This window comes from Hymenobacter cellulosivorans, from assembly GCF_022919135.1.
Lineage (GTDB): Bacteria > Bacteroidota > Bacteroidia > Cytophagales > Hymenobacteraceae > Hymenobacter > Hymenobacter cellulosivorans.
The window spans coordinates 4,346,820-4,370,048 of sequence record NZ_CP095049.1 but is presented as its reverse complement, the minus strand read 5'-3'; the positions used below and the strand labels follow the sequence as shown (position 1 = coordinate 4,370,048).

Genomic DNA, 23,229 nt, shown 5'->3' with positions numbered 1-23,229 from the left:
ATTATTTACCCCTTCTAATGACTATGTGGACAATGTCTTTTACCCCTTGGGAGCCTCGATTAATATCGATGTGCGGTGCATCATGCCAAGGCTGATTAGGTCCGTGGCTTACTGCTCGGCCAGTTGCTTTGTCCATAGCATAATCTTTATGGTATGCTTTACCAACCTTTTCAAATCTTCTTTGCATTTCAGGAATTCTCCCTCTGTTTTGTGGAGCGATTAGCTGATTACCGATGCCTTTAACTTTTTGATAACCTGGGAACGATTCATGCAGCAAAGCATCTGCTTCTGCTTTAGTGCGCACTTCTACTACCGTACCACTCGGCCCTTCTTGAAGAGCTTTGATTTTCTTAGGAGAGCATATAGCCAGGCCATAAGGGTCTAGCCAACTCGTTGGATTACTTACATAGCTGTAAAAACTCAACCCACCCTCTAAGTCAATCGGGTCCTGGCTAATGTAGCTTCCTGCTTCGGGGTTGTAGTAGCGAAAGCGGTTGTAATATAAGCCGGTTTCCGCGTCTTCGTACTGGCCCTGGTAGCGAAACGGGCAGTCCTGCGGCTTGCCTTTGCCTTGCCGCACGTCGCCGTAGCTGTCCAGGCTCATCTCCCAGGTGGGAGCCCCCTGGCTATCGTAGAGCATCAACGGTGTACCCAGGTGGTCGCACACCACACTATAGGCCCCTTCTGAGGTAAGCTTGGCGGCCGGCGCAAAGCTATCATCTTCAAAGAGCCAAGTCACCACATCGGCCACGCCGCCCGCGCCGGGTCCAACTTCCAACTCGCTCCACTCGTGCAGCGGCTTGTCCCCGTCCCATACCCACCGCGTCACTTTACCCCGGTACCGCTTGCTGATGCGCCGCCCTAGTGCATCATAGCTGAAGGTCACGGCGTAGCCGTCGGGCCGCGTTACACTCGTGAGTTGGCCGGCCCCGTCCCAGGCATAGCGCCACTTTTGCCCATTGGGCCGCGTCTTGCGGATGAGGTTGCCTTCCGCGTCGTATTTGTAGCGAATACCGTGGGCCTCGCGCAGCTGCCCGCCTTTGCCGTAGCGGCGGTCGGTGCGCTCAGCGGTGCGGAATAGATTACCTACCGCGTCAGGCTGGCGCAGTTCCTGCTCGCCGTCGGCGTAGGTCGCCGCTGCCAGGTTGCCCCACGTATCATAAGCAAAGCGGGTAGTGCCGTGGTGGCTGTCATCAATGGCTGTCAGTTGGTCCGTGTCTTGCCATTGATACCGACGCTGGCGCGCCACGCCGCCAACCGTGATGCGCTGGCTGGTAGGTCGCCCCAGCTCATCGCGCCGCCAGCCCATGCGCACGCCGCCGCTCAAGGTGCGGTAGAGTTCCAGCCCCTCACTATCCCGCTCCACGACGCACTGCCAACTGGCCGCCTGCATTTGGCGCACCTGTCCTAGGGCATCGTGCGCGAAGCGCACATTGGCACCCAGGGAGGAGGTCAGAGCCGTGCGTCGCCCACCGGCATCGTAGGTACTCTCCACCGCATGGCCGTTCTGTACCTCGCGCACCACCCGGCCTAGCGGATCGCGCTCAAACTGCACCGTGCTGCCTTCGGTAACTGCTTCGAGCAGCACTCCATCGGGGCGGTAGTGGTAGCGCACGTGCTCGGCGCCATTGTGTACCGTTTCCGTTACACGCCCGGCCTGGTCGTACTGGTAAGATGTGGTGCGTCCATCCGGCCGTTGAATTCGGCTGACGCGGCCAGCAGCATCGCGCTCGTAGCGACGGGTCAATCCATCAAAGCCCACTTCCTCTATAACCTGGCCTACTGCGTTAAGAGTAAAGCCATACTGTTCGCCGTGCTCGTTGATCAGGCTCATCAGGCGGCCCTCCTGGTCGTAGGCAAACTCGACAGCCTGCCCTCCCTGCCGACGCCGGGCCAACTGCCCCATCGGAGTGTAGTCGTACTCTACCTGCTGCGTCCCCTCGGCGGCGTGCACCACGTTGCCCTCCGCATCGTAAACAAAGTGTCGAGCGGTACCAGCGGGTGATCGAGCAGCGGTGAGCCGGCCGAGCCGGTCGTAGTGGCGGCGCTCACTGTTGCTCGCTGCATCGGTTACCGCGACTAACCGCCCCAGCGCATCGTAGGAACGGGAACGAATGCTGGCATCCGGGGCAACGATATGGGCTACGCTCCCGGCCTCATTGTAGCGCAGGCGCGTGACGTGGCCTAACGCATCGATGGCTTCCGCCAAGCGCCCGAGAGCATCGTAGCGGTACCGGGTTGTCGCTCCTGTGGGGTCCATGCCTTCAAGTAGCCTGCCCTGTTCATCGTATTGCCACTGCCAAGTACCACCATTGGCATCAAAGCCCTGAACCGGCAGATCCTGCTCGTTGAACTGCGTCGTAATGGTCGCCCCGTCGGGATAGGCGGTGGCTACTTGGTTGCCGCGGGCGTCGTAGTCGTAGAGCGTCACTTGTCCCAGCGGGTCGATGGTGCGCTCCAACTCGGCGTATTGGTTGTAGCGCCACTGTTGCACGGCGTCGAGCGCGTTCTGCAAGTGCGTGACCAGGCCTCGCTCGTGGTAGTACTCCTTCTGGTGTCCATACGAATCCCAGACGGTGGTATGGCCGGGACTGTTGTAGCGCAGCTTCGTGTCGTAGATGCCGCCGTCGCCCCAGGTGTGGATGCAGCGGGCACCGGGGCCGGTACCGTCGTACTCGAAGTAGAAGTTGAGCCCACTCTTGAAGGTCTCGCGGGTCATCAGATGCGCCTCGTACGCGAAGTGGGCGGCGTGGCCCAGTGCGTCCGTAACCGTTACCAGGTCGTCCGTCTCCTCGTCGTAGGCGTAACGCACCAGCGCGAAGGTAGCGCCGGGCTGCTCGGGGTCGGGGGCGTGCAGGGCCAGTAGTCGGCCAGAGGCATCAGTGTCGCAGGGCAGCACCCGGCCCGCGCTGTCGGTGATGCTGGTTAAGTGGCCGGTTGGAGCGTAGATAAACTGGATGCGGAAGCCGTTGGCGTCTTCTACAGCTTGTAAGAGTCGTTCGGTGGTATCGGCCGGGGCGGCCGCGTTGAACACATACCAGACCCGCTCGCGCACGCTCCACACCCGCCAGCCAGTGCCCTCGTGCGCTAGCTCCAGCTTGTGGCGGCGGTTGAAGCTGCGCTCCCCGGGGGCGGGCGGCGCAAACACCACCCGCCGACCATCGGCCAGCCGCAGGGTCGCGCCACCCTCGGGATTCGGCGTCAGGCCCAGGTCGTAGTCGTGGTGCCAGCCGTGGCCCAGGGCGCCCTGGTGGGTAGAGCTGGAAAACCAGGTGCGCGTCCAGACCAGCGGCACCGGGCCGGGCAGGGTGAAGTCGGTGGCCTGCGTGAACAGCAGGCCCGAGGCCACGTCTACAGGGTGGCCTTCGGTGAAGCACTCCTTGATGCCGGCAAACAACTCTTCCAGCTTGCCCGGGGCCTTGGCGGCTTCGGCAGCCCCCTCGGCGCCGGTTTTCACTTCCCCCAACAACCGCATGCCGTCGGCGGCTTCGCCCGCCTTAGCGAGCTTGCTGGCCTCGGCCAGCTTGGCCGCTTCAGCGACTTTGGCGGCCTGCCCGATCTTGGCCTCGGGCACGAGCAGGGCGGCCACCTCGAACTTGATGCGGCCTTTCAAGGTGCTGCGCTCGTAGTCGGTCAGGCCGGCTTCCCAGGCTTTGGCCTTGTCGATGGCCGCGCCCACTTTGGCCCGGTTCTGCTCATCGCTGAGCCAAACGGCGCCCCGCACGGCCGCCACGCCGGGCAGGGCGTTGGCGGCCATGCTACCGGCTGCCAACCAGTTGTCTTCGTTGGTCACAGCCTCCCAACCAGCGGCGGCGGCTTTCTTGGTGCCTTCGGCCACTGCCTGCGCGGACTCGGCCGGGTTGGTGACGGCGTAGAGCAGCGCGTCGTTGACTTTGTCGTCGAAAGCGGCCTTGAGCTTGGCCAGCTCCCAGAGGCCGGTGGCCATGTCACGCACGCCTTCCCACGCGCCCTTGGCCTGACCCAGCTCGTCGCGGAGCAGGCCGCCGAAGGGCGGGCCCACGCTTTCGAGGTAGGCGTAGGCCGAATCGAAGCTGCGCGTCACTACATCGGGCAGCGTGGCCATGGCGGCGGCTTTGGTCAAGAACAGGCTGATCTGCCCGCCCACAGCGCAGCGGATTTTGGAGTCCTCGAGCAGCGCCCGGCCGCCGAGGGCGCCCACCAACACGTCGTCCTGCACCGGATTCCAGCCGGGGGGCAGCGGCGCGTAGGTACAGGGAACGTGGGTAATGGCGCACACGCCGAAGGGCGGCACGTTGAGCACGGGCAGTTCGTCGAAGTCGGTGGCCATCAGCCCGCCGGGCAGGTGCACCAACTGCTGCGAGGTAACGGTCAGCGGGACTGGAACGGGCGCCACGCATTTGTCGCAGAGCAGGAACGCTCCGGAATGCACGTATTTCTTCTCACTCATAATTGATTGATAAACATCTCAGAAAGGATAGCAGTAAATCGGGCGTCAGTTGGCACGGGTGTGCAGCAGCACGGTGAGCTGCTGGCCCAGCACTCCCGGCACTTCGGCGCGGGTGTGCCGCGTGGCTTCCACCAGCTCGTGTCTGGGGCCGAAGACGTAGCTTTCGTGGTGCAGGGCCCACACGCGGGCGTCGAGGTTGGGCTGGTCGGCAAGGGCGCACAGGCCGCGGCGGGCGGCCGCGGCGTCGTAGCGGTCTTCGTCCACCTCCCCGGCCACCTGTACCGTCGCGGCCACGGCCGCGGTGGGGGCGGCGTTCATCAGCCGGGCTTCGGTGCGGAAGGGCAGCTCCAATTCTCCAACGAAGCGCGGCACGGTGGCCGTGCCCGGCACCGGTTCGGCGGCGGAATACACCCTGCCATAGAGCGGCGGCAGCAGCGCGCCAAAGGCCGGGTTACGGGCCAGGGCCGCCGGCAGCGCGTCGGCGTCCAGCACCTGCCCGAGCTGGTCGATCAGCGCCGGGGGAATGTCGGCCGCGCCGCGGTACTTGGCGTGCAGGCGGGGGCGCAAGGCGGCCCACTGCCGATGCAATTCGGGCAAGTTGTCTACGCGCACCAAGCGCCCCGCCGCGTCGGTTTCCACCACCAAGTGCTGCTGGAGTGCCATCAGGTCGGCGGTTAGCTGGTCGGGGCCGTGCGCCGGAGTTTGGGCAAAGTCCAGGGTCGTCAGGTCGAAGACGAAGCCCGCAACTGAGGCGTGACGCAGGGTTTTGCGCACCTGCCAGCGGGCGGCACTTTCGCTTTTCAGGTTCCCGGCCCGCAGCACGGTGTGCACAGTAAGCGTACAAACCTGGCTACCGACGGGTGCGGCGGGGGAAAACAGCATCGAATAAAGCAGGATTAAATAATAACGATAAGCTAAATTGCCCAACTACAACTAGGTAAGCGCACCTAAATATAGACGAGATTTTGGTAAGCATCTCAGCAGTGAAGCCCTAGTGACCAGCGAACTTGCTGCCGGTTTAAGTCGCGAATGTAGGGCCTAACTACGGCTAAAGAGTACAACAGCGGCCATTCGCTTTGGCTGTACGTTTTCCGTCGGCGCAACAGGCAGCTGTTGCAATTTCCACACTACCTTGTGGCCCTGAGTTAACCGGCCATAGCCCACGCTAGGACAGCCGAGGTTCTTTTCTCTCTACCGCCTTGCGCCGCATTACGCTACCTCTGCCGGAAGGCACGCCTGATCTTACCGCAAGCCTAGCGCTACTCAAAGCCCTGCAGACCGGCTATGCACCGGCCCTGTCCGACGAGTTAGCGGCCTACCTGAACACCAAAGCCCCGTTTGTGGTGTCGGTCGCCCGCCAATATCGCCGCCTCGGCGTGGCGTGGCCGGAGTTGCTTAGGGCGGGGCAGCAGGCCCTGGTGCGGGCGTGGGCGACCTGCCAGGGCGACCAAAACCTGCTGGACCTTTGGGCCGCTTGGCAGGTCCGGGCAGCGCTGGTGCGCCTCATGCAAGAACACGGCGGCGGCGGCGCCAGCTGAACTGCACTCCGTGGTATTCGCCCGCCTGCGCCTCGGTGCATAAGTGTACATTTACTAACGGTGCCAGCTCATTTTTAAGAAGTGGCTACACCAACCACCGGACACAAGCCGGATGTTTCACGCTGGGGAGGGTGAGGCAAACGCGGTGTGAACTAAGAGACGATCAGTATGTCCTCAAAGCGGGTGGTGTAGGATTGGCTTCGGTGTTGGGCCTTGCCCTGCCAGGGCGCGGGCTGGGGGCCAACTACAGCGGTGGCGGCGGGTCGAACAGTACCGCGCCCGAAACGATGGTTTAAGGTATCGAGGGTGCACATAAGCTTCTGAACACGCTCCTGATCGGGTGCGGGTACCACCGCTTCGGTGGAAGGCTCAAACAAGTTCAGCTGCTGGCCGCGGCTAGGCGGCTCCAAGCCGACGAGCACCACGCCAGCTTTCACATACTGGCGGCCGGGCTCATAGAGCTTTTCCAGCAGTCGGCGCCCGTAGGCCAGCAGCTGCAGGGTGTTGCTGGTAGGGCCGCTGGGCAGGGTAAGCGTGGCCGAGCGAGTATAGGGTGGTGGTATGTGGGCACTGTAGCGGTCCTGGCTGATGAACACGGTCAGGATGTGGGCCTGGTCGCCCTGGGCGCGAAGCTTTTCGGCTGCACGGCTTAAGTAGGTGGTGACGGCGCCCCAGAGGTCGTCGAAGGCGGTGAGGTGCTGGCCGAAGCTGCGGGAGCAACTGATGCTTTGGCGGGCCAGGGTGCCATCTTCCGATGGTTGCAGGCCTTGGCAGGGCTGGCCGCGTAGCTCCTGGATTAGTCGCCAGCCGACTATGCCTCCAAGGTTCTTGCGGGCCCAGGCCTCAGACACGCCGGCCAGTTCCCAGGCGGTGCGTATGCCGTGGGCGGAGAGTAGTTGAGCGTACTGGCGGCCAATACCCCAGACGTCGGCGGCGGGTAAAGCTCGTAGGGCCCGTTCACGGCGGCTGTCGGTGTCGAGGCGCAGGATGCCGTGCAGCTCGGGGTATTTCTTGGCGAGTCGGTTAACCACTTTGGCCAGCGTCTTGGTAGGGGCCATGCCCACGCAGGTAGGAATGCCAGTGCAGGCTAGCACATCACGCCGGATTTGCTGGGCCCGGGCGTCGAGGGTGCCGCACCAAGTCGTGAGCCCCTGCAGGTCAAGAAAGGCCTCATCAATGCTGTAGACCTCCACGGCGGGGACCTGATCGGCGAGGCGGGCCATGACACGGCGGCTCATGTCGCCGTAGAGAGCATAGTTTGAGCTCAGGGCCTGGCCCTGGTGACGACGCAGCAGCTCGCGTACTTCGAAGTAGGGGGCACCCATCGGAATACCGAGTTGCTTGGCCTCGGCCGAGCGGCTGACGACGTTGCCGTCGTTGTTGCTCAGGACTACGACGGGGCGCCCGTCGAGCCGGGGCTGAAAAACCCGCTCACAGGATACGTAGAAGTTATTGCCATCGACCAAGCCGAACATAGCTCCCCGTTAGTCGCGGCTGCGCAGCAGCGCGGTGAGTTTGCCCGGCACCAGTTCGTGGACGACGTGGGTAACCACGCCCCAGATGCGCAGGTTCTCGGGGGCGGTTATCTCGTAGTCGGGGTACGCGGGGTTCTCGGCTTTCAACCACCAGCTGCCGTCGCGGCATACGAGGCGCTTCACCGTGCAGTCGCCGTCGACTACAGCCACTACGATGTGGTTATGGTCGGCCTCCATCCGCTTGTCGACGGCCAACAGGTCGCCGGCGTGGATTTCGGCGTCCTTCATGCTTTCCCCGGCCACCCGTACCAGGTAAGTAGCCTCGGGGTGACGGAATAAGATGCGGTTCAAATCAAAAAGGCCTTCCAATTCATCCGAGGCGGGAGAGGGGAAGCCAGCAGGTACCAGCGTAGCGAACAACGGCAGCCACAACGGGGTGGATGGCTCGCCAACTTCGATTAGTTCGATGGTTGTCATAGGGTGTGGGTCGTATACAGAGCACGGCAATTATACTAAATATATTAGTATAATGTTTGAGTGGTCATGTATCTTCGACTTTAGAAGCAAAAGGTGTACACCCTGCTAAATATTAAAAAAACCAGCTTTATTATGGTTAAATACGCGTTTCGCTAAGCGCTGCGTATGTCTCGATGCCACCAAAAAAAGTAAAGCTAAAATAAATAGTAAAGCCAATATAGAGTTATAGGAAATGCAAAAGGAAGTCTTCGATGCAAATAGTCAAACTATAGCTTGAGTGAAGTCGGTTATGATATACTAGAAGCAAACAGCCCCGGCCGGTGAGGTCGGGGCTGTGTTATTTAGCCGGTGCTCTCAGAACTAGTTAACTACATGCCAAATTGATCTTCACGGGCTGCCTGCTGCCTTTCCTGGTCGGCCATCTGGTTGAACGTATCAGCAAGCTGACGAAGTAGACCAGCGGCAGCCGGGTGGCTGGTCCGGTAATGATCTGCCCAGATTGTATAATCGTTAGCAATAGCCTGCTCCCGCTGGCCGCCTGTGACTGGATGGGTTTTTCCGTGCCGATTGTAGCAGCCGGTGCGAAACTCTTCGAAAAGCTTTTGGTTGTTCCGTTCCTGTTGTAGGATATCACAAACTGCCGGGTGAGGCCAGTTTCCGTCAGGTCCGGATGGAGCGTGGCTTAGTGTTTTGCCTACCTGTATACTGAACGCCTTCGTGAGTTGCTTCGAAGAGGTTAGTGCACGAACTTCATCTACCCAAGCTTTTAGGGCGTCACCATTGAAAGTGCCATCCGGCTGTTTGCCAGGTACTGATTCCCAATCGTGCAGGAGGTGCCAAGCCAACGTCGCGAGCATCATGCGTGTAGAGGCCTGTCCAGTGTCCTCGGTTTCGTTACTTTCGGTTTCAGTGTCTGAAGTAGCATCAGATTGCTCTTCAGTGTCGATGTCCGGTTTGTAGAGATACCCAAGCACTTCGACGAAAAAGCTAGGCTCTTCCCGTAGAGCACGGTCGAGGATGGTGGGGGTTTTATAAGAATTTTGCCGACTGAAAATGAATGCCATAGAAATAGCCCTGTTGCGGTGTTCGGCCGGCGTATTTTCCAGTTCTTCTAAGAGCGTATCCAACTCATAGCCGCGCAGTTGCTGACCTTCGTCAGCGCCGTGTCCTTCCCGAGCAATAAATTCAAGCGTTTCTAGAACGAGTTCATTAGGCATAGGAACCGCACTGCGCTGATAAAGACTCAATACATGCGCTGCTGTGAGTGGGCGACGATATGAAAGAAGCTGGCGAGCTGCTGCCACACTGTCGTCATCATTTTGCACGTAACCCGGAACCATCAGCCAGTATGATTCTTCGACAGCTGCCCCGGCTTCCTTAGCTAATTGCCATGTAGCGGGCGTAGCAGGCATTATCCGAAGCCATGTGGCTATCTGAGCAGGTGACCAACTATTGAAATGTGGCCGAATAAACATTTCAGCTGCCTCTGCTCCCATTCTCCAGGCGTAACTGCTAGCTATGCCAAGGGCAAATTTATTTTCCCGATCATCGGGGCTGGCCAGATATTTCTGCAATAGGTCAGTTTTATCTGCTTCGGTGAGTTGTGTGCTCAGTCCTACTGCATCACCCACATGATAAGCCGAGGGTGCCAGGGTGAGCAATTCCGGAATGACGTCGAGGCCGTGAGTGGCAACAAGCTCGGATAACGCGTTAGCCTGAACTGTCCGGATGATTTCATGGGAATCGTTGCCGCTTTTGTAAACTATACCTTCAGCTAATAAAGGCCACTGGTCGAAATACCAAGCGTTGCGTTGTAGAAGGTCAACTGGCTGGAGCTGGTCGTATAGCTGTTGTAGGGGTACCAGACGCTCTTCTAACCACGCCCAATCCGCGTCGGGATGGGAACGATGATGATTCAAAAACTTACGCACTTCTCTAAGCAAGTCGGCTTGCTGCTCCGCCGGAATGCCGAGCGTTCCTAAGCTTGAGAGTTGCTGCAGGACACGTTGACCAAGGCTTGGAGAAATTCTACTCAGCAATTGTGGAAGGTCCGAAATGACCTGTGACCAACGCTCGGCGTCCGTGCCGGCGTCGGTTAATAACCGCTGGGTGACTCCCTCAATGAATGCGAAATAATCTTTGGCGCTTACTTTCTGATCGGGATTGATTTGCCAATCGCGCCAATGAAACGTTGGGGTATGATTTTCCCAACTGGTATCATGGTACTGAGGCAACAACCGCAGCAACAGTATCCAGGCAACACCAGGCTCTTCATGGCGGAGTCGGTCAATGACAGCTAATCGTTCAGCTACGGTTGCGTTGGTTTGCGGCTTCCAGCCCAAGAAGATTAGGCGCAGTGAATTCGCGGGGCGGTTGGATAACTGCCCACCGGGGTCAAGGCGAGCCAAGCCCGCCAAAACTGCGGAAGCATCGGACAAATATTGCGGAACCCAAGCCAAACCTTCCAGAGCCCACAGGAGGCCGGTATGATGGGAAACGTTATGCATCAGGCCACGCTCCTCCTGAAACAGGGTAAGTAACACTGATTCTGGCTGTTGCAGTTCGCGCAATAAACTAGTTAGGAACAGGTCCGGCGCCGCTTCGGCCAAAGCAGGAATATGGTAATTGAGCGAGGCTAGCAGATGGCCAGAAGGGTCAGCGAATGCCTGTTCGAATAATTGGCTCAGCTGCTGATTTACCCAGGCAATCAACGCAGACTGATTACCGGATTCGGCACCGAGACTACTGCTGATGAGGGCCAGCGTTGATACTAACCCCTTACGCAGTGTTGATGAGTACTTATCATGAATCGGGCGCACACCGGCGAACATACGCTCGTCAGGGGGAAGGGAGAAGCGGACCAATGGACGGGCCAACACCTCCTGGACTGCTTCACCAAACCGCTGGTAAATGGTGGGAGTAAGAAACCGGGCGCATTGTTCCCAAACATCGGCAGGGTCGATTATGAACCATTCATCCGTAATTCTGCGAACGGGAGAATTAGATAGTGCGGCCCACTCGGTTAGTTGCGCCTGCACCTCCGGGTACGGCTTGCCTGTCAGGCCGGAAACTATGGCTTGGTCACCTTCTTCGGTGTCGGTCCAGCGGCCCAGCAGGGCCAACGGAAGTAATTTGACAGCAACGGCTGGCTCCTGCCACCACAGGCGTTGTAGGGATTTGTCGACCAGAAGTGTGCGGTGAAACGCCGTGAAACTACGGCGGGCAAGGCTTGCCTTTTCGGCCGCATCGAGCTTGGAAATTCCTACATCTTCGAGCGTCTGCCGCAGTTCCTCACGGCCTAAAGGCGGCACAACGTCGTCGGTTGCTGCTGCCTGAGTGCTTGGCCGCGGTAGTATTACGCGGTGCCCCTGTCGAGTAGCTGCGGCACAGAGTTGACCAAGGCGGTCGGATTCAAACTCAACCACTAGTAACAGTTTTTCCTGGGTATTGATCAGTTGTTGCCAGATATACTCGTCGCTGACTACAATTGTGCGTGCCAACCAGTTAACGCGCTGCTCATCGGGCAGTGCCAATATAGATGCTGCAAAGAATGCCCGGGCTTCATCTGCGGTGCTGGCAAATACCGAATACGGTTTGGGTGCTGGGCTCGGCTCGTTCAGCCAGGTTGTCAGGCGGTTTTGTGCGGCCGTGCGGCCGGCTAACAGCCATTCCGGTTGCATGATGGGGGTTGTCTGGTTTGCCCAATCCTGCCACCAACTCTCCAGGTCCTGAACACCATTGGGCTGTTTGGATAGCAACCTTGAAAGCCAAATGTGGGTCGCGGGAGCATCGGTCAACCAAGTAATCAAGTCGTCGGCATCGTAGGCGCGAACGTCGCGCCACTTGCCCTCTTTGCTACGTGCATCGGCCCACTTTTTACGTTTACCCCACCGGCGAGGCGTGCAGAAAATGAAGGTGGCATCTGCGGGATTCAGCTCTAACGGGTTGGCAGTACGCGTGTCATAATCGTCGTCGGCTTTTCCTTTCTGATCCACGTTAGTTCCCAATTCCCAGCCGGTGGAGCCGGAAGGGACGAAAGGTGTGGCGGTACCAGCAGAAGTGAGGCCATCCCAGCCTTCGAGCTGTACTCCTTCAGCGGAAGGAAAGCTGAGTCTAGTAAGTGTTGGAGTTGTAGCGCGGATCAGCCGGCGCATTAACTCAGGGAAGGTAGATTTTCCTTCAAGTAAGCTGGCCCAGTGGGCAAGGTCGGAGGCAGTGGCGAGAAGAGAGTGAAGCACAGTAAAAGTGGTTTTATAAGACAAAAAGGCGAAGGAATGTGGGCTATTTGGTCATCTCATCGAATAACCTTTTCTATTGCTTCAGCCGCTTAAGGGTTGGTATAGCGGTACAGAAATAAAAGCCCGTTCCGCACGCGCGAAACAGGCTTTTGTGTACCATCGACAAGAGTAAAACTATTTGCCAGGCTGATGCTTGTGTGGTTTCAAAGACGGGTGTTTCGGCTGAACTTCTGGGGTAACCCTTCTTCTACGGTCATCGGTACCGTCTTCTTTTTTGGGCTTGGGTCCGGGTTTGATGGACATAGCGTTGATTGTGTATGTTTATTGCCCGAAATATTTCGGATGAAAGCTCAACTACATTCTGCTATATATTAGTTTCAAATACCGTCTTTTTTAGCGAGGCTGTACTAACTTTTTTATCAATTCGTCTGGGGTATGCTGTAGAATTTGGCCCAGAATGCGCTGCTGTTCATGGGGAGGCATCTCGCGGTAACGGGCGACCCAGCTGCCAGCCTTGCGCTTGGTGTACTCGCGTTGGCGGTAATCTTGTCCGCTGAAACTGTCGTCGTGGAGCACTTGGGGCGCGGGGTAGTTGTAGAACAGCCATTCAGTGGCGGGACCTTTGCGGGTCTGGCTTTGGAACTCGGTGCGGTTCCAATGGCTGAGCTGGTTGGCGTACAGGTCGTTTGGGTAGGTGCTGATGAGGCAGTCGACGCGGAGCCAGCGCACAGCGTCGAGGAACCGGCGGTGCTGCAGGTCGGTCATCTCGTGGGTGTAGATGAGGCGCTGGGACTTGCGGCTGTCGAGCGGATACGGTGGGTCGCAGTAGATAACGACGCGGCCCAGGTCGGGGCGGCGGAGCACCTGGGCCAGAAAGTCGAGGGCGGGTAAGTTGTGTAGTTCCAGGCTGGGGCCCAGGTCGGCCGCCCGCCAGGCGTCGACCACCGCCGGGTCGAGGTCGTTGGCCATGACGCGGGTGGGCCAGTGGATGGCGCGGGTGATGGCGCAGTTACCCAGAAAGGGAATTATCAGGGTATCATGGGGGCGAATGTGGTTGATGATGCGCTGGTAGGTGCCGCTGCTGCCCTTGCCGCCGAAGTAGGTGCTGATGCCGGGTATTTTACGCATAGTAGTAGGGGGTGGGCTCGTCGTTTGTGGCGGTGGAGCCTGGTAGGCTCGTTGGAGCAGGCGGTGCTGTAGCAGCGGCGGGCTTGGCGATGCTGCCGGCAGTATCGTTGGGCGCGGCGGTAGCGGCCACCCGATGCAGGCCGCGCCGCTCGAAGGACTGCACGAAGCCGGCGAAGTCGTAGGCAATGAAGGCCAGGCCCCCGGCGGCCTTCAGCTCGTTTAGAAATTCGGTTTGCTCAGGCCGTACCCGGTCGGTGCCAGCTTTGACTTCTACCCCGAGAAACTTACCGTCTGAGCGACGGAAACCGAGAATATCGGGTACACCCCGGCGGGCGTTGGGGTGAGGCCGCCACTTGTTGGTTTTGGGGTCGTACTCGCCTCGGTTGGGCTGGGCCCAGGCGCTGAAGCCGTGGGCGTCGAGGTAGCCCAGGATGGCGGCCGTTATCTGCTCGGCGGTGAGGGTGCCGAAGTCGAGCGGGGTTTGGTTGGTAGCTGCTGGCATGGCTCAGAGGTGGTTGGGGTTAATGCCGTGGCGCTCGGCAAAGCGTCGGGTAGTGTCGCGGCCCCGGCGGTTGATGGCCTGCTGGGCTTCGGGGCTGGGCTGCCAGTCGGAGCGGGCCTTGCGTTGGGTGGCTTGCTGGACTTCGGCGCGCTGCTGTTCGGCTTCTTTCTCGGTGAGCAGGCCGCGGCGCTGCTTCTGGTTGATGATGGTCAAGCGCTGGCGCAGGTGCTCGGCGTTGGGGTGGTCGGGGGGAATCTGGCGGCCGATGCTGGCCACGAGCTGCGGGGTTACTTGCTGCAGCTGGTGGATGGCCACGGCCTGCTGACTGGCACCTTGGGCCTTCTGGTCGAGGTGGCCGTTTTCGAGGTACTTGGCCTTGCGGTCGAAGTAGGTGCGGATCAGCTCGTAGATTTTGGCCGAGTCGAGGGCCTGGTAGAATTTGGTGCCGTTGGTGCGGGCCTCCTTCAGGGCCAGAATTATATCTTTCAGGCTGTCGTGGGTGTAGGTCTGGGCCAGCGTGTCGGCCAGTTCCAGGATGTCGGCCGCGTCGGGCTTGTCCTGGACGCGCAGGGAGTCGACGAAAGCCCGCAGGATGACCACCAGCAGCTTGACGAGCACCGATTCACCTACCTGTTTGCGGAGCTGAAACAGCTTGGGCGCGGCGGCGGCCTGGGCCAGCGTGAGGCCCACCGACACCTCAGCCAGCAGGGCGCGGGCGTCGGGGTTGGGGGTGCTGGCCAGCTCACGCATCGTACTTGGAGCGGTAGCCAGTTTCAGCAGGCCGTGTTCCGGGGTCGGCAGGGGAGTGGCCGGGGCGGTGCTGTTGGGCACCTGGGGCAAGTTTGAGGCGGTTATCGTGTGCATCGTTGAGCATAAATTTGGTGGCGGTGGCTTTCCAGTCGCGCCGGCGCGGGGGCTCCCCGTCCTTGCGCCAGTTGGTGACCTGCGCGTGGTAGAATCGTAAATCGGCCAGCTGGTAATCGGTGCCCTCGAAGGCGGCGGCGAAATCCTCGTAGCGGGCCAACTCAGATTCAGCGAAGGGTACTTCGGGGCGCTGGGGCCTGGCCTTCCCGCCGCGGCCGGTGGTGGCAGCTCGAGCGGCGGCCTTGCGGATGGTGGCTTGGCCTACCCCTTTTCTTTTTGGCGCAACTTTTTCTTTTGGGGCTCCGGCTGCGCCGTTGGTCGGTAGCTCGTCGGGTAGTATTTCCGCCGCTGAAAGCCCTTCGCCCGCGAAAACCTGCCCTCCTTTTTTTTGCGGGATGCCGCCCTGTTTATGTACCTGTTTAGTATCTACTGTTTTATTATATAAGGAGTGTCGGCCCACTTCCGGGCCAACCTCGGGGCCTAGTCGGCTCACTTCTGGGGCAACCTGTTGGCCCGCTTCCGGGCTAACATGTGCGGGTGGGGTCGGCTCACTTTTGGGCATAGCTCCCGGCCGGGGTATGCTCACTTCTGGGCCAACCTCCACCATCTGAATGCGGCTGCCCTGGGCGGTGTTGTGGCTGGGCCGGTAGGTAAGCAGGCTCCAGGCTTCCAGGTCGCGTAGGGCCGCCAGGTAGGTATCCCGGTTGCCGATGCGGGCGGCCTGCATCACCTCGCGGCGGTCTATCTGCATGCTCTCGGGAAACCGCTCGGTATTCCACTGACGAAACAGGGCCAGATAGAGGCTGATGTGGTGCGGGCGGCTGGTAGGCTGGGCCAGCAGCTGCTCGTGGGCGGCGCGGGTATGGTGGACGTAGTTCACGGGGCCGGGGGCATTACTGGCCCGGTGTGAGTTGCCGGGGCTCGGTGGTTTGATCGAATTGGTAGAGCTGGAGGCCGGCGTAGAGGCCGACGATGGGGGCGAGTTGGGTAGACATAGCTCAAGCGGCTGCGGTGAGTGGCTGCCGGTTATAGCGGTTCTGATAGCGCGTCAGCTCGGAGCGGCGGAACCCCCATTCTTTTTCGTTGATGCGTACGCCCTTAATCCGCTGGGCGCGGCGGGCCTTGCGCAGCCCGTCCGGCTTCATGCCGAGCAGGGCCGCGGCCTCGCGCACGTTCAGAATTTCGTCGGGTTTGGCAGAAGAGCTCGTGGTGGCCGCCTGGGTGGCTTGTTCGAGCTTGTCCAGCCGCTGCAGGACCTGGCGCCACTCCGGTTCGGGAATGATCACGACAGTTTGCATCAGGAAGCGCCTAGAAGTTGACGGGCTCGTTCTTCAACTTGGCGGCGACGCTCAAATTCAGCCTCAGCCACTTCCAGGAACACATCGACAATCTCCTTGCTGTGGCTGCGACCAGCTATGGTTTGGTACAGGGCCGATTGACTGATTTTGATACTTTTTTCCTGTAGACGCGCTAGGGTATCACGCACTACAGTGTGCTTTCCGCCTAGCTTTTGTAGCACTTTTTGCAGTGCGGTAGGCTCTTTCTCTTTTGGTTCCATGTTATTTCCTGTTTGTTGTGTATATTGCTCTTGAAAGGTGGTTGCTTTCAGATGTGAATATAATTGCGTTGTAAAGCAATTTTACATCAAAACAGGAAAAACATTTGAAATGTCTGTGGCAGAGGCGAAAAAGATACCGGAAGTAGTGCACAGAGTACAGCAGTTGCTGACTCATTACGGCCTGAATGCCAGCAGTGCAACGCAAAAACTGGGGTACAGTACTACCAGCAAGCTCTACAACATTCTGAAAGGCTCGGAACCCAGCTATCCTACTTTGGTAGACTTTCTGAAGCTGTGGCCGGAGCTGTCGGCTGAGTGGCTGATGCTGGGCACGGGGCCGATGCTGCGCGACGAGAAGGGTGCTGCAAAGCCGAAAGCCGATACTACTCCGCCGAATACGACGGGTGTCGACCGGGTGCTGACGGTGACGGTAGACAAAGACGGGGAGGAGAATGTATCGTTCGTGCCAGTGGTGGCCCAGGGGGGCTACACGAAGCAGTTCAACGAAGCTATTTTCCTGCAGCAGCTGCGGCACTACCGGATACCGGGTTTTGAGCACGGCACCTTCCGGGCTTTCGAGGTAAGCGGGGACAGCATGGAGCCCACGCTGAACCACCGCGACATCGTGATAGGGTCGGCGGTGGAACGGTGGGACCTGTTAACGCCTGGCGAGGTCTACGTGGTTGTGACGGCCGAGAGCGTGATGCTGAAACGGATCCGGGCCCGGATTACAGATATGGAAGGGCTAGTGGAACTACACTCGGACAACCACCATGTAAAACCCTACTCTCTGCCTGCATCGGACATCTCGCAGTTGTGGCGGGTGCGGGGCTATTTGTCGACTTACATTCCAAGTGCACCTGATGTGACGGCCGACCGACTGTGGGAGGTTATCGAGCAGCTAGGCTTTGACCGTGGCGAGGTACGCCGACACCTGGACGAAGACGCCCCAAAATAAGCCCCAGCCTAATACCAAAAGATTTTCACTTGGGGTTAAGTACTTGACTGAATTGGACTTGCGTGGTCTTCTTGGAAAATAAGAGAGTCCCGGCTGGGGGCTCATTGCCCTGAAAACCCCTTGTAAATCATGTGTTTACAAGGGGTTTTTTCTTGGTGTGCCCGTTTGGAATGAGCAGTGGCTGATTAGGCCATATAAACGCCCCGTCGCTGGCGCCGTCTGGGCTTGTTATGGTACTAGGGAAAAGGTGCCGGTTTCTGCTGAAAGCATACAAACGCGTGATCATGCCGGTAAACAAAAAGTCCTGACGTGAGCCGGGGCTTTTTTGCTGCAATAGGCTTTGCACAATGTACACCTCTGTGAATTCTGGGCAGGTCAACTATATCAGGTCGGTAGTGGTCAGATAAATCGGCTACCCAGCTTAAACAGCTTCGGCCCCAGGTAACCCAGCGCCGTGCCGACCAGCAGCCATTTCCACCAAGTGCTCGGCGCGGCTGGCGGCGCAACCGTGTTGCCCTGCCCCAATACCGCGAGCCCTTTCCGGGAACTGGCCACCTGGCTTCCGTCGCCGACTGCAACGCCATTCGACTTCTTTACCTGAGCAGGGGCTCCGGGACCAGCGGCCATGGTGCTTGGCTTGGTGGCGGAGGCCACCGTATTGCCATCACCGGTGATGGTCGTTTGATTCCCGCCAATACCGCCAGCCTCCACAATCTTGCAGGCGGCCAGCCCGAAGGCGAGTAGTCCAAGCACGAGGGAGCGCATCAGTGGAGCCAGTTAGCGGCGGCATAAAATTCCCAGGTGGCCCTGAGCAGCAGATGCATGCCGGCTCCGTCCCGGCCGCCACCGGTGCCGGTGTTGCCTTCATTGCAATACCAGCCGCGGGTACCGCGCTTGCAAGCTGGAGCCACCGTACGAGCGACGTGCGCGATGCGGCCCAGGTTGGGGTGATAGAAGCCGACCTGGTGCCCGGGCTAAATCTGATCCACCGAGCCCCGCTTGCCTTTGATATAGTAAGTGCGCGGGCTACTCGGCAAAAACCAATTGTAGGAGCCGGCGGCGCCCTTCGGGTAGGACAACCCACAGTGTCGCTGACCAGCTGCTTGATATACCCCACACCACGGGCCGCGCAGGGCCGCACCGGCTGCCCGCTGCTAGGTGTCGATTTTGGGCCCGTCATTGTGACCGGTGGCCTCGCGTACACCCAACTGGGAAGCTGACCACTGCAGGGGCAGACGGTTGGCTCGGATACGCTACCAGGCTGGCCCCAAGCCAGCACAGGGCAAAGAAGAAGAGTAAGGAAAGCGGTGCTGTAAAGCCCTTGTGCTAGCAGTGAGAGATGTAGCAATAAAGAAAAAGCCCCGACCTAATGGCCAGGGCTTTTCTATTAGCCACTAATTTTCAGACTGAGCAATAAGCCAAGGTAGGGGGCTTCACTATAGCGTGATTTCCACCCGGAGCTAGAAAGTGGCACATACCAGCCTAGGACGAATCCTCCACTTAGTTTGGTGGTTCCTCGCAGATAGCCTACGCCAAAGTTCAAAAAGGGAGCTGCCCCTTTGTCATCTTCACTAAGGTCAGGTGTATTCTTCTTGCTTAGATCAAGTTCGGCAGCACCGCCATACACTAGTGGCGTACGGGAGATAGTTTTCGAAACGCCACCTGTGTAGTAACGGGTAAAACCATAGTTACGTCCTACATATATCCCAGCGTTTGGCTTTACACTAGCAATGGAGTGCTGGTGCAGTAACACGGTTATAGGAATGGCGATAATGCCTACATCAATGCTGCGTTTGGAATATCTAATGGTTGGATTGAAAGCTTGAGCATCGGCGGTAGCCTTATTGCGTTCCTTAACGGTTTGAGTTGCGTCTATCACATCACCAACCACTCGGAAGAACTTCCCGTTAATTGTTGTCTCATTGTTGATGGCATTAGCTTCTGTAGGATTACCAACTGTCCATTTCCAGGGTTTAAAGTATAACGTATCACCCTTTTGAATAATCGTTACTTCAATTGCTTTCCCTTCTGAAGGCCTTGCTTCCTTTGGATCTGATTCTTCATATCCTTTAGAAGCATCTGCGGTTGGTTTAGTCGTTGTTTTGCGGGTGATCGTAGTTACGACTCCGCCAGTAGTCGTTTCAATATCTTGCTCTTCTACCTTGGCTTTAGGGCCAGAAGTTGAAGGAATGAGATAGCGAACCTTATCTCCCTTGAAAAGAATATGGCTGGCACGAAATATACCAGCGGGTTCGTCTTGAGCATAACAGCGTTGAGAAAGGAGAAGGGTCGTCATGAGGAATGCACCTACATGAATGCTTCGGGTAATCGTTGCATGGCACATATGGAAGAAGCGTGTGGTTGTTTTCAACTTTAGCCTCTAATCACGCCCACCTTCCATTCTATTACCTCAGTGCCAGCACTGAATCTTTAGATCTCTGCCTTCAGCTGTTCGCTGGAAAGACGGACTTCAAATAAGAGCTTTTCTGTGGTATCCTGGGCCATACGGCAACCTACTACATGCAAAAAGCCACGGCAAACGCCGTGGCTCCATTCCGTCGCGCAAGTAGGGTAAAACGTCGCGCAGTATTAGTCTTGGGTGTAGTGCACCGTGGCCCCAGGGTAAGAAGCCGCTATTTCCATTAGCCAGCGGAAGTAACCGGTGGGCTTTTTTCCGTTACTAAAAACGCGCGTCACTGTATGCTCGCTGCCGGGTGAGATGGCCCGTATTTCCGTTGTGACTTCCGCCGAGAGCGAGATACCGGTGGGGGTAGCTGCGCCTCGTATGGCGATTACAGTGTACCACTGCGTTCCCATGACGGCTTTTGGCTCGGTGGTGATGGTGTTAAAATCGGTATCGAGCTTTTTGATGTTGTAGCCTTTCGCCACCAGAATGGCTCCTAGCTTTTTTAGGGCGACGGATGCACTATCGGAGGTGATTACCAGAACAGCATTCGCCCGCTTATAGGGAGTGGCAGACACAGGGTTCGCAGCCGACTGGGCGCGAAGAGTTAACGTGGCAAATAGCAGGCTAACGGCCAATAGCAGTGTTTTCATACAGTCAAGCTTGCAAGAACCAGCCCAACTGTTTTACGAAATGGAACGAAAAAGCCCCGACCTGTTCAGGGCGGGGCTTTTCGTAGCAAATACTCGTCGTGTTACTCCAGTACCACCCGTTGCGTGGCTGCATAGCCATCGGGGCCTTCTACACGAAGCAAGTACAACCCGGCCGGGTGCTGGCCTACCTCAACGGATACATCCGGGCCTCCAGCTCCCAGGGGTTGCGCATACACACTACGGCCTAATGCATCCAGCAGGGAAAGACGCAGGCCCGTGCGCGGGGCCTCAGCTGCCAGGTGCAGGGTTAGGCGGTTGTGCGCTGGGTTGGGGTATATAGTTAACGGCTCTTTGGTTAGCGTTGGCCTCACACCTGTAATGGTAGCGTCCTGTAGCTTGACCAGCCAAAAGTCTTCTTCTCCATAGCCAATCTGGGTCTTGTCTCCTCCGATGCCCGGGTAAGTGGTACCAGCCACTACTAATCCGCCATTGGGCTGGCTGGCTAGCGCGGAAGCAGGGTCATGATCTGGCCCTCCCAAGGATAGGTCCCATTGGGTAGTTCCCACACCATCCAGCTTGACCAACCAAAAATCATATCCGCCGCGGCTGGGCTGTGTTTTATCACCGCTAATACCAGAGAAGGAACTACCGGCAACGATCATGCCCCCGTCACTGGTTGCAAGAATAGAATTAGCGTCCTCGTGCCTATTGCCCCCGAGCGAGCGGTCCCAGACTTTGTTGCCCAGAGGGTCCAGTTTCACAACCCATATATCGGAATTTCCTTTACTGGCTTGAGTTTTATCACCGCTAATACCAGAGTAGGATGTGCCTGCAATCAAATAGTTGCCATCCGGGGCTTGCTGCACACCCAAGGCTTGATCGGAAAGACTACCGCCTAGCGTGCGGTCCCATTCTTTGGTACCGGTTGCGTTGAGCTTGACAACCCAAAAGTCGAGGTTGCCTTGCTCGGCCTGGCTTTTATCACCACTAATTGGCGAACTAGAGTCGCCAACTAGTAGGACGCCCCCGTCGCGAGTAGTGCACAAAGAAAAGGCGTAATCCCTGGTGGCACCACCAAAGGTTTTGTCCCATACTTTGTTCCCTACTGCGTCGATTTTTACGACCCAGAAGTCATAGCTTCCTCGGTTTGCTTGTGTCTTATCGCCGCCGATACCCGAGTCAGAACTCCCAAGAAGAATATAGCCTCCGTCAGCCGTGAGTTCTACACCGGTTAAGTGATCAACACCTTGGCCCCCGAAGGTCTTGTCCCACTGTTTTGTCCCATTCGCGTCAATTTTTATGATCCAGTAGTCATAGTCTCCGTTGCCCACTTGAGTTTTATCCCCATCGGCGATAGACTCAGCCTCTCCTCCGAGTAAGTAACCTCCATCCGGCGTTTGCTGCAGAGCTTTTAACAGACCATTTCCGCTGCTTCCAAAGGCTTTATCCCACTGCTTATTGCCAGCGGCATCCACCTTGACAACCCAGTAGTCGCCATAACCTGGGCTTGCCTGCGTTCTATCACCACTGATGTTCGAGGTGGAATAGCCTCCTAGAATAACCCCTCCCTCGCGGGTAGGACGCATTACGGTCAGCTCATCTCTATAGCTTCCGCCAAAGGTTTTATCCCATTGCTTCGCAGGAGCCTGGGCGGCAGCCGGGGTTGATAGCAAGCTAGTACCGAGCAGGACGGCACTGGCCAGTAATGAGGGTAAGAATGTACGTATCAAAGAAGGATTGAAAAGATTATAAACGGTGAATTTGGACAGCCTGCACAAACAAGTGGGCAAAGCTACTACACTGGCTTGTGTCTATATCTATCTAGAATACACTGACCCTTCAAAACGTCAGTCGCAGCAACTCCACAGAGGTCAAGGCCTGGCCTTCCTCCCAGTTCGTGATTTTATTGCAGTAGAAATAGCTGCCTTCCTTTTCCGGCCACACGGGCACGAGCTGGTTGAAGTCCAGCACGTCCTGGGCGCTCAGGCGCACCGAGGGCTTGAGCACCAGCGGCCGGGCGTACACGGCGCGCAGGTGGGCGTAGTAAGTGGGCAGCAGGTCGATGGCGAAGCTCAGGCCAGCAAACGTGCTGATGCCGCGGGCTGACGCTAATTGGTGTCGTGCCATCGGTCAGCTTCACAGTGCGAGGGGGCGGTCTGCTGGGTCAGGCCGAACAGGCCTACTACGCCCTTTATAAAGTCCTTCAGCGGCCACTTCGGCAGCAGGTGCTCCAGGCAGATGCAGCCAGCCGGCGGGAAATCCAGTAGAATTTTCACCGAGAAGCCCAAAGAGTTCTAGCTCGTAACCCGCTGCTTTGGCTTGTTTGTAAAGGTTGGCGGCGGTTGCAGGTGGGGAGCGGCGGTTGAAAAACAAGACAGATCTGCTTAACCTGCGAGGGGAGGATATCGGGCTGGGTACGGGTGATGCAATCCGTGAGGTCTTTCTGCAACTTATTGGGTAGGTTTTGATGAGCGGTGGCGTAGGCCAGAAACACAAAGCGGCCATCAAACAATAAGGCCCAAGCATCGGGGGGTGCCAGTGCGGTCTTTGTCGGCCCTAATCATGGTGCCCCATGACTGAGTCCGCCAGCCCCGGAAACGGGCCAAGTATGCGTCGCCAAGTTTCTGGAAGTTGGCAGGGCTTAAAGTCAATAACTCTTTCTCAATGCGTGCTAGTTGAGACTTAGGGTATAGTTGGTTACGGTAGCTGGGCTGAGCTGGGCGGCGCACAGGTCGTTGAGGTAAGTACTAATGAGACAGCCGACGCAGAGCCAGCGCACGGCGTTGAGGAATTGACAGTGCTGCTGGATGGGCATTTCGGGCGTAAGGGGCTGAGACTTGAGGCTGTTGAATGGATATGCTCGGTCACAATAAAATATGACTACACCTAGCCTGGCTTGAAAATCAGTGCTGGTACTGATGAGAAATATAATTGATAATCAAAATTTTACAGATGTATCAGCGCCTAGGAGCTTTTAGGAGCTGGATACTTCTGCGGCAATAAGC

Annotated in this window: 20 protein-coding genes; 2 read left to right on the top strand and 18 right to left on the bottom strand. The window is 57.9% G+C overall.

All coding sequences use genetic code 11. The features are described 5' to 3' along the window. Nucleotide 1 precedes the first annotated feature (1 nt). Both MUN80_RS18465 and MUN80_RS18460 read right to left on the bottom strand, forming a co-directional pair. A complete protein-coding gene (locus MUN80_RS18465; protein ID WP_244715062.1) occupies nt 2–4,429 on the bottom strand; it encodes a DUF6531 domain-containing protein in 4,428 nt (1,475 codons plus the stop codon). Between the two features lie 45 nt (nt 4,430–4,474). Continuing rightward, entirely contained in the window at nt 4,475–5,311 is an 837-nt protein-coding gene (locus tag MUN80_RS18460; RefSeq protein ID WP_244715060.1) for a hypothetical protein, read from the bottom strand. A 317-nt stretch (nt 5,312–5,628) separates the two neighbouring features. On the opposite strand from MUN80_RS18460, the gene MUN80_RS18455 reads away from it, so the two are divergent. Further along, nucleotides 5,629–5,967 carry a hypothetical protein gene (locus tag MUN80_RS18455; protein WP_244715058.1) on the top strand — a complete coding sequence of 113 codons (339 nt, stop codon included), beginning with the start codon at nt 5,629–5,631 and terminating at the stop codon, nt 5,965–5,967. A 152-nt stretch (nt 5,968–6,119) separates the two neighbouring features. Here MUN80_RS18455 and MUN80_RS18450 read toward each other — a convergent pair whose 3' ends face one another. The 9 genes from MUN80_RS18450 to MUN80_RS18410 form a co-directional block, all read right to left on the bottom strand. Next, a complete protein-coding gene (locus tag MUN80_RS18450; RefSeq protein WP_244715056.1) occupies nt 6,120–7,442 on the bottom strand; it encodes a Y-family DNA polymerase in 1,323 nt (440 codons plus the stop codon). A 9-nt stretch (nt 7,443–7,451) separates the two neighbouring features. Beyond that, a complete protein-coding gene (locus MUN80_RS18445) occupies nt 7,452–7,919 on the bottom strand; it encodes a LexA family protein (protein ID WP_244715054.1) in 468 nt (155 codons plus the stop codon). Nucleotides 7,920–8,287: 368 nt separating this feature from the next. Beyond that, the gene (locus tag MUN80_RS18440; protein ID WP_244715052.1) at nt 8,288–12,181 is read right to left on the bottom strand and encodes a hypothetical protein; all 3,894 of its coding nucleotides are present in this window, start codon (nt 12,179–12,181) and stop codon (nt 8,288–8,290) included. Between the two features lie 369 nt (nt 12,182–12,550). Then, entirely contained in the window at nt 12,551–13,285 is a 735-nt protein-coding gene (locus tag MUN80_RS18435; protein ID WP_244715050.1) for a DNA adenine methylase, read from the bottom strand. Beyond that, the gene (locus MUN80_RS18430) at nt 13,278–13,787 is read right to left on the bottom strand and encodes a VRR-NUC domain-containing protein (protein ID WP_244715048.1); all 510 of its coding nucleotides are present in this window, start codon (nt 13,785–13,787) and stop codon (nt 13,278–13,280) included. The genes MUN80_RS18435 and MUN80_RS18430 overlap by 8 nt, the downstream gene beginning before the upstream one ends. A gap of 3 nt (nt 13,788–13,790) precedes the next feature. Then, complete coding sequence (locus MUN80_RS18425) at nt 13,791–14,537, bottom strand: hypothetical protein (protein WP_244715046.1); 747 nt, start codon at nt 14,535–14,537, stop codon at nt 13,791–13,793. Next, nucleotides 14,530–15,531: a hypothetical protein gene (locus MUN80_RS18420; RefSeq protein WP_244715044.1), complete on the bottom strand. Its 1,002-nt coding sequence runs from the start codon at nt 15,529–15,531 to the stop codon at nt 14,530–14,532. Before MUN80_RS18420 ends, MUN80_RS18425 begins: the two co-directional genes overlap by 8 nt. A 118-nt stretch (nt 15,532–15,649) precedes the next feature. Further along, entirely contained in the window at nt 15,650–15,949 is a 300-nt protein-coding gene (locus MUN80_RS18415) for a helix-turn-helix domain-containing protein (protein WP_244715042.1), read from the bottom strand. Beyond that, nucleotides 15,949–16,209, bottom strand: a complete 261-nt coding sequence (locus MUN80_RS18410) for a hypothetical protein (protein ID WP_244715040.1) — start codon at nt 16,207–16,209, stop codon at nt 15,949–15,951. The genes MUN80_RS18415 and MUN80_RS18410 overlap by 1 nt, the downstream gene beginning before the upstream one ends. A gap of 145 nt (nt 16,210–16,354) precedes the next feature. On the opposite strand from MUN80_RS18410, the gene MUN80_RS18405 reads away from it, so the two are divergent. Beyond that, nucleotides 16,355–17,167 carry a S24 family peptidase gene (locus MUN80_RS18405; protein WP_244715038.1) on the top strand — a complete coding sequence of 271 codons (813 nt, stop codon included), beginning with the start codon at nt 16,355–16,357 and terminating at the stop codon, nt 17,165–17,167. A gap of 399 nt (nt 17,168–17,566) precedes the next feature. On the opposite strand, the gene MUN80_RS18400 is transcribed toward MUN80_RS18405, so the two are convergent. From MUN80_RS18400 to MUN80_RS18370, 7 genes are all read right to left on the bottom strand, one after another. Beyond that, nucleotides 17,567–17,932: a hypothetical protein gene (locus MUN80_RS18400; protein WP_244715036.1), complete on the bottom strand. Its 366-nt coding sequence runs from the start codon at nt 17,930–17,932 to the stop codon at nt 17,567–17,569. Between the two features lie 622 nt (nt 17,933–18,554). Further along, nucleotides 18,555–19,463 carry a hypothetical protein gene (locus MUN80_RS18395; protein ID WP_244715034.1) on the bottom strand — a complete coding sequence of 303 codons (909 nt, stop codon included), beginning with the start codon at nt 19,461–19,463 and terminating at the stop codon, nt 18,555–18,557. Between the two features lie 293 nt (nt 19,464–19,756). Beyond that, a complete protein-coding gene (locus MUN80_RS18390; protein WP_244715032.1) occupies nt 19,757–20,224 on the bottom strand; it encodes a hypothetical protein in 468 nt (155 codons plus the stop codon). A gap of 101 nt (nt 20,225–20,325) precedes the next feature. Beyond that, on the bottom strand, nt 20,326–21,954 hold the full coding sequence (locus MUN80_RS18385; protein WP_244715030.1) for a T9SS type A sorting domain-containing protein: 1,629 nt from the start codon (nt 21,952–21,954) through the stop codon (nt 20,326–20,328). Nucleotides 21,955–22,063: 109 nt separating this feature from the next. Beyond that, a complete protein-coding gene (locus MUN80_RS18380) occupies nt 22,064–22,351 on the bottom strand; it encodes a hypothetical protein (protein ID WP_244715028.1) in 288 nt (95 codons plus the stop codon). Then, nucleotides 22,333–22,500, bottom strand: coding sequence for a hypothetical protein (locus tag MUN80_RS18375; protein WP_244715026.1), 168 nt, complete (start codon nt 22,498–22,500; stop codon nt 22,333–22,335). The genes MUN80_RS18380 and MUN80_RS18375 overlap by 19 nt, the downstream gene beginning before the upstream one ends. Nucleotides 22,501–22,895: 395 nt before the next feature. Beyond that, nucleotides 22,896–23,039: a hypothetical protein gene (locus MUN80_RS18370; RefSeq protein WP_244715024.1), complete on the bottom strand. Its 144-nt coding sequence runs from the start codon at nt 23,037–23,039 to the stop codon at nt 22,896–22,898. Nucleotides 23,040–23,229: the final 190 nt, after the last annotated feature.

Coding starts and splice junctions, on each gene's coding strand:
- MUN80_RS18465 (WP_244715062.1), bottom strand. CDS start 4,429: ATGAGTGAGAAGAAATACGTGCATTCCGGAGCGTTCCTGCTCTGCGAC.
- MUN80_RS18460 (WP_244715060.1), bottom strand. CDS start 5,311: ATGCTGTTTTCCCCCGCCGCACCCGTCGGTAGCCAGGTTTGTACGCTT.
- MUN80_RS18450 (WP_244715056.1), bottom strand. CDS start 7,442: ATGTTCGGCTTGGTCGATGGCAATAACTTCTACGTATCCTGTGAGCGG.
- MUN80_RS18445 (WP_244715054.1), bottom strand. CDS start 7,919: ATGACAACCATCGAACTAATCGAAGTTGGCGAGCCATCCACCCCGTTG.
- MUN80_RS18435 (WP_244715050.1), bottom strand. CDS start 13,285: ATGCGTAAAATACCCGGCATCAGCACCTACTTCGGCGGCAAGGGCAGC.
- MUN80_RS18430 (WP_244715048.1), bottom strand. CDS start 13,787: ATGCCAGCAGCTACCAACCAAACCCCGCTCGACTTCGGCACCCTCACC.
- MUN80_RS18425 (WP_244715046.1), bottom strand. CDS start 14,537: ATGCGTGAGCTGGCCAGCACCCCCAACCCCGACGCCCGCGCCCTGCTG.
- MUN80_RS18415 (WP_244715042.1), bottom strand. CDS start 15,949: ATGCAAACTGTCGTGATCATTCCCGAACCGGAGTGGCGCCAGGTCCTG.
- MUN80_RS18410 (WP_244715040.1), bottom strand. CDS start 16,209: ATGGAACCAAAAGAGAAAGAGCCTACCGCACTGCAAAAAGTGCTACAA.
- MUN80_RS18400 (WP_244715036.1), bottom strand. CDS start 17,932: ATGCGCTCCCTCGTGCTTGGACTACTCGCCTTCGGGCTGGCCGCCTGC.
- MUN80_RS18395 (WP_244715034.1), bottom strand. CDS start 19,463: ATGACGACCCTTCTCCTTTCTCAACGCTGTTATGCTCAAGACGAACCC.
- MUN80_RS18390 (WP_244715032.1), bottom strand. CDS start 20,224: ATGAAAACACTGCTATTGGCCGTTAGCCTGCTATTTGCCACGTTAACT.
- MUN80_RS18380 (WP_244715028.1), bottom strand. CDS start 22,351: ATGGCACGACACCAATTAGCGTCAGCCCGCGGCATCAGCACGTTTGCT.
- MUN80_RS18370 (WP_244715024.1), bottom strand. CDS start 23,039: ATGCCCATCCAGCAGCACTGTCAATTCCTCAACGCCGTGCGCTGGCTC.